The organism is Pseudomonas fluorescens (genome assembly GCF_000967965.1).
Classification (GTDB): Bacteria; Pseudomonadota; Gammaproteobacteria; order Pseudomonadales; family Pseudomonadaceae; genus Aquipseudomonas; species Aquipseudomonas grandcourensis.
Genome location: NZ_LACC01000041.1, coordinates 1 through 13581, shown reverse-complemented (window position 1 = coordinate 13581; position 13581 = coordinate 1). Strand labels below are relative to the sequence as shown.

The following is a 13581-nucleotide window of genomic DNA, read 5'->3' as shown; positions in this document are numbered from 1 at the left end:
TGCCGGGGCTGGAGTGGGCGACCGGTTCCGGCAACCGCCTTCGTGAGTTTTACAAACAGTTCTCCGCCCTGACTCGGCCGTTGCGCATCGCCCTGCAGCAGCACCAGCCCGGGCAGGTCAAGCTGCTGGGGCTCAAGCTTTATGTGTACGGATTTTCCCGCGGTGCGACGGCGGCGCGAGCGTTTGTCAGTGCGCTGAACCAACTGTTGGCCCGGGCTACGCAGAGCCTGAGACTGCTCGACCTGCACTTGCCGGTGAGCGTGGAATACCTCGGACTGTTGGACACCGTGGCCTCGGTGGGGCTTGCCGATATCGTCCCGGGGGCGAACGGCCATATGAGCTGGGCCGATGGCAATCAGCAGTTGCCCGCCAACCTGGTCAAGCGCTGTTTGCACCTGGTGGCCAGTCATGAGCAGCGATTGTGTTTTCCGTTGGAGTCGATTCGCCGTGCGCAGGGGGGCTACCCGGCGAACAGTGTCGAGGTGATCTACCCGGGGGTGCATTCAGATCAGGGTGGAGGGTATCCGCCTGGGGATCAGGGGAAGGCGATTGGAAGAGATGACCGTCTGCTGCTGTCCCAGATTGCCTTGCATGATCTGTATGCCGATGCCTTTGCCCATGGCGCCCCGCTGAAAGTACCCAAAGCGGCCTTGTCGGCTTCAATGAGCCGTGAAAATTGGCGAGTAATGGATCTGGAGGCAGAGGCCGAATTCGCTATCACGCCAACTCTAGTCAACCGCTTCAACGCCTGGCGACAAGTGACTCTGGGCCTCGAGTCCGCACTGCCCCCGCTTACTCTCCAACAAATCGAACACTACGAACCACTCCTCGCCAGCGAAAGTCTGGAGCAGGCCCTGCAAGCCCAATTGGGCTGGATCACCGCCTGGCGCATCGACCGCTATGGCTTCGCCAGCCTGATCGACACCGACTTCTACCGCGAGGCCAGCGACAAAGAAGCCGACCCGCAAGTGCGCAAGGACTCCGAGAACAATCGCGACGCCGAGCAGAAAAAAGTGGAGGACCGGCGCAAGCTACAACTCAACCGCGAGCGCCGGGAGGATGTAGCAAAAACGCCGTTTGAACCCGGGGTCAAGGACTTCGATGCCGACATGGCGCAAACCCAGTTGCGCGAAGCCGCCGAGGAGTTCGCCGCGGCCTATCGCAACTCCGGAATGTTGGACTCCATCGCGGTACGCGTAGCCCTGTTGGCACTCGTCCAGCACCCGTATCAGCTCTCCGAAATGGCCAGCGCCGAACGCCAACGCATGAAAGCCGCGGGGCGGGCCCGGGTCAGCCTGTTATTCCCGCCTCCCAGCGACTGGGGCAACCACCGCGACGAACACACCCGCGGGCATGTGGCTGAGCACCTCAACGCTGCGCAGCCGGAGGGCCTGCTGCGCGCCCTGTTCGACGATCAGGTCCACGACTCCCGGGCCTGGTTTCTCTATAACTTGGGGCGTGAGCCCGGAGGTCACTATTTCAACGAGCGCATGGTGTTCTTCGGTGACCTCGGCCGTCGGGATCTGGCGCTATATGGAGAAGAGGGTGCCGTTCAACTGGCGGGGGGCAAGACCGTCCCCGCGTCCGAGTCTGTTCGTTCAACACCACCGGTGATGGACGCCGAGCGCCTCGCTGAAGTTCATCGTGCCATCGACGCGATCTGGGATGCCTATGACGCCAATGGTGGGGAGGTGAACGATGCGCTGGTCTGAATTGATTCGTCGCTGCCCCGCACTAGCACTCGGCTCAATGCTCACGGGGCGCCCGCTGCTCGGCGCCCTGTGCGGACTCGCCGTAATGGTGCTGACAGAAAACGTCCATGCCAGCACCCTCGAAGGCATCAACCACACCCATTGGGCTATCAATCATTTCAGCGTCAATGGCCGTTCTGGCCTGGACATCATCGGTCCCTACCAAGGCGGAGGGGGGGGGTGTTGTTACATCGCCCCTTCGCGCTGGCAGCCGGGGATGACCGTGCGGGTCGAGTGGGAAACTGGAGCGAGTGGGGTGAGTGACCTCGCAGATGAATTTCCTGGGTTTGCCAATGAAGCCAAATACGACGCATGGCTTGACAAAGTGGAGGCGCAGAAGCGTCGGCACAGCAAAGAAGTAGCCGTTCCCGACTACACCGGTCAAAAAGTCTGTGGCCTCACCGTGCACTTCCTTCCTTGCGACGAATTGCAGGTCACCACCTCCTGCTACGCCTACGGCAGCCCCGAATACCCGATCAAGACCCCGCTGCAGTTGCCGGAGCCCCAGTCATGCCCAAAATAATTCTGCATCCAATAGCCGGAGGCAAGCCAATGAACGCTGTGATTGATCGGTGCATTGATAGCTGCACCCAAGCCAGCTCCATACCCCTTAGCCAGGTGCTCAAATGAAACCAGCTCCGGAATACCGCCCTTATCCGGAGCCACGCGAAGCCCGTTATTCGCGCTGGTTTGCCGTTGGCGCTGCACTGCTTGTACTGACACGGCTTATATGGATAGAGGCTGTCGACCTGCCGCTGAACCTACCCCCGTTTTTACAGCTTTATCTTGTTGGAGCTCTGTCGGCACTATGGCTACTGGCATTTCTAGTACGCGTACTTGCCTACTGTCTCGATTGGCATAGCGCGCGATACTATGAAAAAAACGCGAATCAGGTACAGCAAGGCTGGTGGGAACACCATCGCCAGAAGGTAGCGCTGATCGACACGGTATTGGTGGGGCCAGCCTGTACCAATCCGCTCCAAAGACAAGCCCTGTTCAGTGCGGACCACCGTCCCCCCACGCCTCAAAGTACGCCAGGCGGAGCAACGCTCAAACTGCTTCAGGTCTTCGGCGATGATCTCGTCGAGCGCGAGCGTCAACTGGCGAAGCTGCTGGTTCTACAGTGGCAGGCGCAGCGGCCTGACCCTTGCGGGTTACAACCACTGGCATGCTACTGGCAAGGCTCCCTGTCCGCCTGGCGAGCCTTCGCCGAGCAGATGACGAAGTCCTTTCCCCAGATTGAATTGCCCGAGAAGCCCGAGTCCTGGGAGGGCATCTTCAGTCTCGATTCGATCATCGACCGACTGCATGGCGCCCCCGCGGATGCGCGGATTCTCTGTGCCGGCTGCCAATCCTGGTCGCCCGGACAAGGCAGTCATTTGCCGGCGGGAGAGGCCGCGCTGCTGTGGCTGCTCGGTCCCCAAGGTGGAGTCGGTTTCACTCGCGGCGAATGGTTCGATGCGGACACCGAACAGCTCCCGACGGTGGCAGAGCGCGCGCTGCAACAGAGCAAATTGACCTCACCTCCGTCTGTTTGTGTCTCGTTCTCCCAGGCCGATGCGCCCCTTGACTGGAACACCGGGCAGCACCTGCTAGACGCCAACTTTGGTGCCTTGGGCGGTCTGGAAGGCATGGTCGTTCAAACCCTGGCTGCCACCTGCTGCGAATTGCAGCGAGTGCCCTGTGCCTGGGTGGCAAGCGATCCTAATTACACATTTGTGCTTGGAGTTATGGAACCCGATGACTCAACAATCTGAATCCCTGAAAGTCTCTGCCTGGCGTACGACCTTATTGCTGGCTGTGTTCCTGGCGGTGCTGATCGCCGCAGGGGTTGCGGTCTGGTGGTTGTGGATGGAGCCAGGGCCTGTCACTCGTGCCTGGATGCTGGATGTATTGCTCAAGGCCGCATTGTTTTGGGCGTTGTTGTTCATCATGGCGCTGTTGACCTGGCAGACGATGCTTAACGGTATGCGCCAGCTGATAATCGGGCCATGGCTGCCGGCTTCGCAGCCCGTGAAAAACGATTCCGGTAAAGACAAACCGGCCATGGATGAGGCGTTACGCGAAAGTCATGGTCGTTTCTGGCGCCACAAGATCCGCTTGCTGCTCATCGTTGGAGAGCCCGAGCAGATCAAGGCCATCGCCCCCGGCCTGACCCGGGACCACTGGCTGGAAGATCAGGACACCTTGCTGCTATGGGGCGGCAGCGTGCAAAACAAGCTGGACGACGTGATGATTGAGCGTTATCGCCGCCTGACCCGCTGGCGTGCCCTCGACGGGGTGGTCTGGGCGCTGGATACCGCTCAATGCGCCGACAGTAAAGTCATGGGCAGCGGCGCGCGGCACCTGCAAGCATTGGCGCGCACGCTGGGTTGGTCGTTGCCGCTGCACCTGTGGCAGGTCCGCGCCAGTCACTGGGTGCAGGACAAGCGTCCGAGTCAGGCGGTGGGTTGCGCGCTGCCGTCACGCCTCACCGCAGCAGACCTCGAAACGTCGCTGTACGGTCTGCTCGGCCCCATGCGCCAAGAGGGTTGGGCGCAGATGAACAAGGCCATGGCGCATGACTTCCTGGTGCGTCTGGCGCGGGACCTGGAGGTTGAAGGTGTGGTTCGTTGGCGCCAGACATTGACGCCTTGGTTCGGCGGCTCCCGTCAAAGCGTGCCGTTGCGCGGTCTGTGGTTCAGCCTGCCGTTGTCCGCTACGACGCAAGACGAAAACGAGCACTTCTGGCCCATGGACCCGGCCTGGCAAGGCGTGCTCGGCGAACCCAAACAACCAAGCCGCCGTCTGGGCTGGAGCGCCCCGCGCGTCGCTTATGGCTTGGCGTTGGCCGTGGCCCTGGTCTGGGGCGCCGGCCTGCTGCTGTCGTTCCTCAGCAATCGCGTGCAGATCAACCATCTACAAACGTCGCTGACGACGCTGCAGCAAGCCACCCCCGGCGACGCCCAACTGAGCGCGCTCAACGAACTGACTCGCGAACTGGGCCGCCTGGATTACCGCGCCACCCACGGCACGCCGTGGTACCAGCGTTTCGGCCTGAACCAGAACGACGCACTGCTGGCCACGCTATGGCCGCGTTACGTCGAGGCCAACCAGCGCCTGTTGCGCGACCCGGCGGCGGCCACCCTCAAGGCCCAGCTCAACGCCCTGGTCAAGCTGCCACCGGACAGCCCCGAGCGTGCCAAGCGCGCGCAATCTGCCTACACGCAACTCAAGGCCTACCTGATGCTGGCCCGCCCGGAAAAAACCGATCCTGCCTTTCTTGCTCAAGCCCTGGTGGACACCGAGCCGCATAGCGCCGACTTTTCGCCGGGGCTCTGGCGCGCCTTGGCCCCATCCCTGTGGCAGTTCTACGCCGAACAACTGGCCGCCCACCCAAACTGGCGCATCAATGCCGACCCCAAGCTGGTCGCCCAAGTCCGCCAGGTGCTGATCGGCCAGCTGGGCCAGCGCAACGGCGAAGCCAGCCTGTACCAATCCGTGCTCGACAACGCCGCCAATCACGCGCCGGTGCTGAGCCTGGCGCAGATGGTCGGCGACACCGAGGCATCGACGCTGTTTGCCACTTCGGCCGAGGTGCCGGGGGTGTTCACCCGCCAAGCCTGGGAAGGCCAGGTGCGCCCGGCCATCGACGCCATCGCCGAGGCACGCCGTGAAGAAATCGACTGGGTGCTCAGCGACAACCCGGCGCGTCTCGCCGCCGACCTGAGCCCGGAACAACTCAAGCAACGCCTGACCGAACGCTACTTCCAGGACTACGCCCACGCCTGGCTGGACTTCCTCAACCAACTGCGCTGGCAACCGGTGGACAGCCTTGGCGAGGTGATCGACCAGTTGGCGCTGATGAGCGATGTGCGCCAGTCGCCGCTGATCGCCCTGATGAACACCCTGGCCTATCAGGGCCAGGCCGGCACCCGCCGCCAGGCGCTGGCCGATTCGTTGGTGCAGTCGGCGCAGCAGTTGCTTGGCCAGGAAAAAGCGCCGCTGATTGACCAGTCGATGCCCGCCAGTAGCAGCCCACTGGACGCCACCTTTGGCCCGCTGTTGACCTTGCTGGGCAAAGACGTCGACAACCAGAACGACACCGAACGCCTGAGCCTGCAAGCCTTCCTCAACCGCGTCACCCGGGTGCGCCTGAAGCTGCAGCAAGTGAGCAATGCACCCAATCCCCAGGCGATGACCCAGGCCCTGGCGCAATCAGTTTTCCAAGGCCACAGCGTCGACCTCACCGACACCCAGGCCTACGGCAGCCTGCTCGCCGCCAGCCTCGGTGCCGAGTGGGATGGCATCGGCCAGACGCTGTTCGTGCAGCCGCTGGAGCAGGCCTGGCAACGGGTGCTGCAACCTTCGGTGGCCGGCCTCAACAGCCAGTGGCAGCGGGCGATCGTGCGCGACTGGCAGGGTGCGTTTGCCGGTCGCTATCCCTTCGCCGCCACGGGCAGCGATGCCTCGTTGCCGATGCTCGGGCAGATGATCCGCGCCGACGCCGGGCGCATCGATCAGTTCCTGCAACAACAACTGGGTGGCGTGCTGCGCAAGGAAGGCAGCCGCTGGGTGCCCGATTCGCGGCACAGCCAGGGCCTGCACTTCAACCCGAAGTTCCTCGCGGCGATCAACCAGCTCAGCCACCTTGCCGACGTGCTCTACACCGACGGCGGCATGGGCCTGAGCTTCGAGCTGCGCGGCAAGCCGGTGCGCGACGTGGTGCAGACCACCTTCATCCTCAACGGCGAAAAGCATGAGTACTTCAACCAGAAGGAACGCTGGCAGCGCTTTAGCTGGCCGGGCTTCAGCCAGCATCCGGGCACGCGTTTGCTGTGGATCAGCGTGCTGGCCAATGAACGCCTCTACGGCGATTACGAAGGTACCTGGGGCCTGATCCGCCTGCTCGAACAGGCAAAAATCACCGCCCTGAACGACACCGACAGCCAGTACCGCGTGCAGCTTCGGGCCCCGGACGGCCTCGACCTGACCTGGCACCTGCGCACTGAGCTGGGGGCGGGGCCGCTGGCGTTGCTCAAGTTGCGCGGCTTTGAATTGCCGGCGCAGATCTTTCTCGGCGAAGGCACTCAAGCGCAGCCATATGCGCAGAATGGAAGTTACCCATGAGCCTGCTCAAACTGATCACCCGTTGCCTCGGCGAACGTGACCCGCTGGCCCTTGCCCGTACCCAGGCCGACTGTTGGCAATCCTGGTTGCAGCCCATCAGCGCGCAGTCGCCGGTCGGTGAAGACCCGGGTTATGACGATGACTTCCAGCGCATGCGCGAAGAGGTCAACAAGCTCTCCGGCGCGAACGTCGACGAGGTGATTCAGCTGGCGGAGAAGTTGCTCGGCCAGCGCTGCAAGGATCTGCGCGTCGCCACTTACTACCTGTGGGCACGCCTGCAGAAGGACGGTGAGACGGGGTTGGCCGATGGCCTTGGTTTATTGGCGGCGCTGGTTGAACGGTACGCCGGCGATGTGCTTCCCGTGCGGGCCAACAGCCGCAAGATGGCCCTGGAGTGGTTGACCGGCGCCAAGGTGCTGGACAGCCTGTCGCTGTACCCGGAGGTGGTCAAGGCCGAGGCGGAACGCACGGTGGCGGCGCTGGCCTGGCTTGAACATGGGCTGCAAGCCTGGCCCGAGGATCAGCGGCCGCAGCTGGATGCGTTGCATGGGGCGTTGTCGGCGCGCCTGGCGCAGTCCGGCGGGGTCGAAGCCGTAGTGCCCCAGCACAGCGCCAGTCACGAGTCCGTCAGCCAGGCCAGCCCTCCGGGCAGCCTGGCCATCAAGTCCGGGCGCGACCTGCTGGACAGCGGCCGGACCTTGGCCGGTTACCTGCGCGACCAGCCACAAGGCTGGCTGGCGGCGCACCGCCTGATGAAAAGCCTGCGCTGGGACACCTTGCACGAGCCGCCCCTGCAGGACGCCAGCGGCACCACGCGCCTGGCGCCGCCCCGGAGTGAATCCCGGGCGCAACTAAAGCGCCTGTATCAGCAGCAGAACTGGAGCGAATTGCTCGATCAGGTCGAGCGCACGTTCGCCGAGGGGGTCAACCATTTCTGGCTGGACCTGCAGTGGTACCTGGTCCAGGCCCTGAGCAAACTACCGGCGCCTCACGACGGCTGGGCCGACATCGTCAAGCGCGACCTGGGTATGTTCCTCGAGCGGCTGCCGGGCCTGGAGGCGCTGGGGTGGAACGACGGTACACCGTTCGCCGACGAGACCACCCGTGAATGGATCGCTCAGCACGTAAGCGCGCAACAGTCGCGCCAGCTCCTGCCCGCAGCGGCCCCGGCAGCGGTCATGGCCGATGGCGAGATTCTGTCCCTGGAAAGCGAGGCGCTGGCCCAGGCCGACAGCGACGGCGTCGAACATGCACTGGCCTGGCTGGCCGCGCGCCCGGACATTCACAGCGGTCGCCAGCGCTGGCTGCTGCGCCTGCTGATGGCGCGGGTGGCCGAGCAATGTGGCAAGAACGACCTGGCCCTGCACCTGCTCGGTGAACTGGATGCCACGGCCGAGCGCCAGGCCTTGGCGGACTGGGAGCCGGAATTGAATTTCGAGGTCAAGGCCCGCCTGCTCAAGCTGACCCGCCTGAAAGCGCAGCGCAACGATGCCGACAAGCCGGCCCTGGCCAGGCGCATGGAGACGTTGCTGGCGGCGCTGGTTGCCATCGATCCGGTACGCGCCGCCGTACTGTGCGGTTGAACCCCATTTATCAGGATTATTTACAGCATGGACAATCTGACACTGCGTTATTACGACGCCGAGATGCGCTACCTGCGCGAAGCCGGGCAGGAGTTTGCGCAAGCGTTTCCCGACCGCGCGGCGCAGTTGAACCTGGACAAACCCGGCGCCCGCGATCCCTATGTGGAGCGTCTGTTCGAGGGCTTCGCTTTCTTGATGGGGCGCCTGCGCGAAAAGCTCGACGACGACTTGCCGGAGTTGACCGAAGGCCTGGTCAGCCTGTTGTGGCCCCATTACCTGCGCACCATTCCCTCGCTGTCGATCGTCGAGTTCCAGGTGGAACTGGCACAGCTCAGGCGCAGCGAGCTGATCGCCGCCGGCCAGGAGGTGCTCTCGCAACCCATCGGGCCGCAGCGTACCGTATGCCGTTACACCACCACCCAGGACCTGCGGCTGCAACCCATCGAATTGCAATCCTTGCGCCTGGCCCATGAGCCCGACGGCCGCTCGCTGCTGCGCCTGCGGTTTGCCTGCGCAACGGCGATCGACTGGAGCCAGATCGACCTCAGCCGCGTGCCGATGTACCTGAACGCCGATGCCCCTCTGGCCAGCGCGCTGCATCAGGCCCTGACCCTGCATGCCCAGGCGTTGTATGTGCGCCTGCCGGGCGAGGCGCAACGAGTTGCACTGGCAGGTCATTTCGCGCCCAAGGGCTTTGCCGACGAGGACCGTTTGTGGCCAAAGGGCGACAGCGCGTTCAGCGGCTATCAGTTGTTGCTGGAATATTTCACCTTCCGCGAGAAGTTCATGTTCGTCACCCTCCATGGCCTGGAGCAGGTGAACATCACTGCGGATATGCCCTGGTTCGAACTGGAGGTGGTCCTGCGCGAGTCGTGGCCGCAGGCATTCAACCTGAGCGCCGAACACCTTCGCCTGCATGCGGTACCGGTGATCAATCTGTTCACCCTGGAAGCCGATCCGATGCCGCTGGATCCATTGCAAACCGACTACCTGTTGCGTCCCATGCGCCTGCAGGACGGTCACACGGAAATTTACTCGGTGGACCGGGTCACCGCATCGAAGAACACCGAGCGTCTGGACTATGTGCCGTTCAGCAGTTTTCGTCACAAGGGCGGAATGTTGCGCGACGAGGCGCCCGAGCGTTACTTCCATACCCGCCTCAAGCGAGGCGCCATTGGCCTGCACGATACCTGGCTGATTCTCGGGGGCGACGGCTTCGATCAGGATCGCTTGCAGGGCAGCCAGAGCCTGTCCCTGCAACTGACCGGGACCCACGGCCTGCTGCCACGCAAGGCGCTGCAAAGCACCCTGCTTGATGGGCTGGTCAACACCGCCTTGAGCGGCTTGCGCGTGCGCAATCTGAGCGCCCCGACCTTGCCGTGCTATCCGCCGAACCGCGATCGTTTCCACTGGCGCGTACTCAGCCACCTGGGCTCCAACTTCCTGCCGATGCTCGATAACGCCGAAGTGCTGCGCGGCACCCTGGCGCTGTACGACTGGACCGGCAGCGAACTGAACCGCCGTCGCCTGGCGGCCATCGTCGAAGTCAGGCACCACCTGGTGCGGCGGTTCGAAAAGGGCTTTCTGCTGCGCGGCGTGGACATCGAAGTGACCCTCGACGCCCATGGTTTTTGCGGCGAGGGCGACATCAGCCTGTTCGGCGAAATGCTCCATCGCTTCTTCGCGCTGTACGCCGACATTCACCTGTTCAACCAGCTCACGCTGATCCTTCAACCTACTGGAAAGTGCCTGCGATGGAACGAGAACCACAGTCAGCGTATTCCCGGCTGAAAGCCTGCGGATTGCTCGAGGTGCTGGAGGGGCGGGTGGCCGAGGCCAGTCTGTATCGGTTCTGCCAGCTGCTGGAGCAAGCCCTGCCAGGCCATCCGCCGCTGGGCAGCACCAGCCATCCGGCGGACGACCCGGTACGCTTTCGCCCGGACCCCGGCATGGGCTTTCCCGCCGGTGAGCTGAAGTACATCGAGATCGATGACCGGCAGCCGCTGCGTCCGGCGACGGTGCGTACGCGGCTGTTGGGCTTGTACGGCGTGGATTCGCCATTGCCGACGGCTTTTGTCGACGACATTGCCCAGCGCCGCGACGGGCATGAGGTGCTTGAGGCGTTTCTGGATATTTTCAACCACCGGATCTTCACCCAGTTCTATCGGATCTGGCGCAAGTATTCCTACCCGGCCACCTTCGAAGCCGGCGGCAGTGATGCGACGTCGCAGTGTCTGCTGGGTCTGGTCGGTCTTGGCATCCCCGGCACGGCCAAGCGCATTGCCACGCCGGTTTCGCGGTTTCTCGCGCTGCTTAGTGTGATGCGCATGCCCACCCGCAACGCCGAGGGCATCACCGCTCTGGTGTCGCTGCTGGCTCCAGAGACCCGGGCCAGGATCACGCCGCACTGGCCACAGAGAATCCCCCTGGCCCATCCGGCGAGTCTGTCCGCGAGTCGTCCGGTCAGCCTGTCCCAGGGCACGCCGCTGGGGAGCAACGGATTCGACGCCAACAGCCAGCTGCACTTGGCGCTGTTCACCAGGGACCGGGACGAAGCACGGGGCTGGTTGCCCGATGGCCAGTTGTACAACGACCTGCTGGTGTTGCTGCGGGTGTACCTGGGCTGGCGCTGCACCGCCAGGCTGCAGTTGTCGCTGCCGGTGCGCAGCTTGCCGCAACCGGTGCTGGGGCGGGCGCCGATCCGCCTGGGCATGACCGGCATGTTGGGTTCGGGCAGTGACACCTGGCAGGGCGCGGAACACGACACCATCACCATCAATCTGGGCCGCTACCAGGGCCTGTCGAAAAACACTCGGAACAGGGAAGCACGGCATGTCGCGTACCGTTGGTAATTCATTGATCCTGACGACGCTGGCGGTAGTGCTCGCCGGCTGTGGTGTCACTCAGACTGTCTCGGAAGGCACGGCATCTGCCACCCGCTCGATTTTCTACAAACAGGTGAAAGACTTGCGCCTGGATTTCAGTGCCCGCACGGCCATCAACACTGATGTTGCGGACATGAATGCGATGTCGGTCCCGACGCTGGTGCGGGTCTATCAACTGAGCGACAGCAAGGCGCTGCAGAGGGCTTCCTACGACAGCCTGCTCGGTGGCGACGAGCAGGCGCTGGCCGGCAATTTGCTCGATACCCGGGCGCTGGTGATCAAGCCTGGCGAGGGCGCGAAACTGGATGTGCCGCTGGACAAGGACGCGCGTTTCGTCACGGTGGTCGCGCTGTTTCGTAACCCCGATGTGCAGAGGAATACCTGGCGCCTGACCTTGAACCGCGACGACCTCGACCCCGACCGGGTGCGGGTCATCGAGCTGGGGGACAACCAATTGACCCTGCGCGCATTGGCCCGGGACTGACCATGCCTGACCTCAATCCATCGCTTTACGAAACACTGCTGCAGAACTTCGACGGTGACCTGGACCTGTATCAAGTCAATGAAGAGGACCAGCACACGCTGTCGGTACTGGACAACCTGCAACGCATCCTCAACAGCCGGGCCGGAACACTCGCGCACCTGCCCGATTACGGTCTTCCCGACATGGGCCAGATCCTCCAGGGCCTGCCGGGTTCGGCGCACGTGTTGATGAGGGCCATGCAGGAAACCTTGATCAAGTACGAACCGCGCCTGGCAACCGTGCACATCGAGTTGCTCGAGCAAGCTTTGCCAGGCCATCTGGACTACAGCCTCGACGTGCTGCTCAAAAGCGGCCGGCAGGTGACTTTCGGCACCACCCTGGCAGCGGAAGGCAAAGTCCTGGTGCGCCATCTGAAGCGACAGCAATGGTTGTCGAAACCCTGAACCTGTAAAGCAACGGAGGCTGACGGTGCTATTTGAAATGCGTATTCGGCTGGGCGGTGATCCGCGCGGTCATGGTGAGTTTATTGCGCTGCGCGAAGAGCTGGCGAAGTTGAATCATTCGGCCTGTCCCGACGTGGATTGGGCCAGAGTGGAACAGTGGTGCCTGGCGCTGTTCGAACACAACGGCGCGGATCTGCAGACGGCTGCTGCCTTTGCCCTGGCGCGCAGCCATCGGCATGGCGTGGAAGGCATGAGCCAAGGCGTGACACTGATTGAAACTCTGTGCGGCCAATGGACGGCCTGTTGGCCACCCATGGCGTCGGTGCGCCTGGATATCCTCGTCTGGCTGTGCGTGCAGTGGCAGGCGTTGTTGCGCAATCTGGCGCCGGGAACACAACACTTCCCCGAGTTGCTTCAACTGGACAGCGGGCTGGCGCGTTTGCAGCAGCGCCTGGAGCTGCAGGCACAAGCGCCGGTGGTGGCCCTGCATGCCTTGCGCCAGCAGATCGAGAGCCTGATCCGGCGCATGCAGCGCAGCAGCGTTGTGGTCGGCACGCTATCGCCGCCTGCAAGGGAGCCGGCGCCGGCTGTGATGATGCCCGTGGTGATATTGCCGCCCAACCCCTTGCCCATGCCTGAAATGCCGCCGGCGAAGCGTCCCCTGGCCCGGTGGCTTTGCGCTGCAGCCGTTGTGACGGGCCTGGTCAGCGGAGCCTGGTGGCTGGGCTCGACCGGCGTCGCCGAGCAACGCCTGGCGCATCTATTGCAGCCGCCACCGACTATTGTCGCGCCGGTGCGCCTGGACAGCCTGTCGTTGTTCGAGGCCGGCAGCGCCGAGCTCAAGCCGGGCTCGACCAAGATCCTGATCAGCGCCCTGGTCGACATCAAGGCCCAGCCCGGCTGGCTGATCGTCATTGGCGGGCATACGGATGGTCGAGGCAGTGCGCAGCACAATCAGCAGCTTTCCCACGCCCGGGCCTCGGCCGTGCGTGACTGGATGCAACGCATGGGTGATATTCCTGACAGTTGCTTTGCGGTGCAGGGGTTTGCCGCCAGCCAGCCTGTCAGCAGTGATGACAGCGAAACCGGGCGTGCGGCGAACCGACGGGTTGAAATCAGCCTGTTGCCACAAGCGGGTGCATGCGGGCAAACGGCGTCAGGGGAGCGCCCCGTGTAGGCGAGGGGGGAGGGAAATACAGGCGTAGCCGCGGTCCGTTCCCGCGGCTACGCCTGCACAGGGTTCAAGCCTTGATCACATATCCATAAGCGCGAATACGCCCCTCATGCTCCTTCAGATAAACCCCCTGCAACTCCGGCGTGAAGCCG

At 63.4% G+C, this 13581-nt stretch carries 10 protein-coding genes; all 10 read left to right on the top strand.

What is annotated here, in order from left to right; genetic code table 11:
- Positions 1–1712 (top strand): T6SS phospholipase effector Tle1-like catalytic domain-containing protein (locus VC35_RS26285; RefSeq protein WP_046043553.1); only part of this gene is annotated, 1712 nt, incomplete at its 5' end.
- Positions 1713–1797: 85 nt separating this feature from the next.
- The gene (locus VC35_RS26280; protein ID WP_259674450.1) at positions 1798–2274 is read left to right on the top strand and encodes a Tli1a family immunity protein; all 477 of its coding nucleotides are present in this window, start codon (positions 1798–1800) and stop codon (positions 2272–2274) included.
- Between the two features lie 103 nt (positions 2275–2377).
- Positions 2378–3508, top strand: coding sequence for a hypothetical protein (locus tag VC35_RS26275; RefSeq protein ID WP_046043549.1), 1131 nt, complete (start codon positions 2378–2380; stop codon positions 3506–3508).
- Positions 3492–6860, top strand: a complete 3369-nt coding sequence (locus tag VC35_RS26270; RefSeq protein WP_259674449.1) for an ImcF-related family protein — start codon at positions 3492–3494, stop codon at positions 6858–6860. Before VC35_RS26275 ends, VC35_RS26270 begins: the two co-directional genes overlap by 17 nt.
- Positions 6857–8443: a type VI secretion system protein TssA gene (gene tssA / locus VC35_RS26265; RefSeq protein WP_046043548.1), complete on the top strand. Its 1587-nt coding sequence runs from the start codon at positions 6857–6859 to the stop codon at positions 8441–8443. The genes VC35_RS26270 and tssA overlap by 4 nt, the downstream gene beginning before the upstream one ends.
- A 27-nt stretch (positions 8444–8470) precedes the next feature.
- Positions 8471–10234, top strand: coding sequence for a type VI secretion system baseplate subunit TssF (gene tssF / locus VC35_RS26260; protein ID WP_046043547.1), 1764 nt, complete (start codon positions 8471–8473; stop codon positions 10232–10234).
- A complete protein-coding gene (gene tssG, locus VC35_RS26255; RefSeq protein WP_046043545.1) occupies positions 10198–11295 on the top strand; it encodes a type VI secretion system baseplate subunit TssG in 1098 nt (365 codons plus the stop codon). The genes tssF and tssG overlap by 37 nt, the downstream gene beginning before the upstream one ends.
- Positions 11276–11812 (top strand): type VI secretion system lipoprotein TssJ, encoded by a 537-nt coding sequence (tssJ, locus tag VC35_RS26250; protein WP_046043543.1) that lies wholly within the window; start codon positions 11276–11278, stop codon positions 11810–11812. The genes tssG and tssJ overlap by 20 nt, the downstream gene beginning before the upstream one ends.
- Before the next feature lie 2 nt (positions 11813–11814).
- Positions 11815–12255, top strand: coding sequence for a type VI secretion system baseplate subunit TssE (gene tssE, locus VC35_RS26245; RefSeq protein ID WP_046043541.1), 441 nt, complete (start codon positions 11815–11817; stop codon positions 12253–12255).
- A 37-nt stretch (positions 12256–12292) separates the two neighbouring features.
- Positions 12293–13432 carry an OmpA family protein gene (locus tag VC35_RS26240; protein WP_259674448.1) on the top strand — a complete coding sequence of 380 codons (1140 nt, stop codon included), beginning with the start codon at positions 12293–12295 and terminating at the stop codon, positions 13430–13432.
- The last annotated feature ends 149 nt before the right edge of the window (positions 13433–13581 follow it).

Bases quoted from the DNA above. Each gene is read 5' to 3' on its own strand.
- tssA (WP_046043548.1), top strand. From the start codon at position 6,857: ATGAGCCTGCTCAAACTGATCACCCGTTGCCTCGGCGAACGTGACCCG.
- VC35_RS26270 (WP_259674449.1), top strand. From the start codon at position 3,492: ATGACTCAACAATCTGAATCCCTGAAAGTCTCTGCCTGGCGTACGACC.
- tssE (WP_046043541.1), top strand. From the start codon at position 11,815: ATGCCTGACCTCAATCCATCGCTTTACGAAACACTGCTGCAGAACTTC.
- tssJ (WP_046043543.1), top strand. From the start codon at position 11,276: ATGTCGCGTACCGTTGGTAATTCATTGATCCTGACGACGCTGGCGGTA.
- tssF (WP_046043547.1), top strand. From the start codon at position 8,471: ATGGACAATCTGACACTGCGTTATTACGACGCCGAGATGCGCTACCTG.
- tssG (WP_046043545.1), top strand. From the start codon at position 10,198: ATGGAACGAGAACCACAGTCAGCGTATTCCCGGCTGAAAGCCTGCGGA.
- VC35_RS26280 (WP_259674450.1), top strand. From the start codon at position 1,798: ATGGTGCTGACAGAAAACGTCCATGCCAGCACCCTCGAAGGCATCAAC.
- VC35_RS26275 (WP_046043549.1), top strand. From the start codon at position 2,378: ATGAAACCAGCTCCGGAATACCGCCCTTATCCGGAGCCACGCGAAGCC.
- VC35_RS26240 (WP_259674448.1), top strand. From the start codon at position 12,293: ATGCGTATTCGGCTGGGCGGTGATCCGCGCGGTCATGGTGAGTTTATT.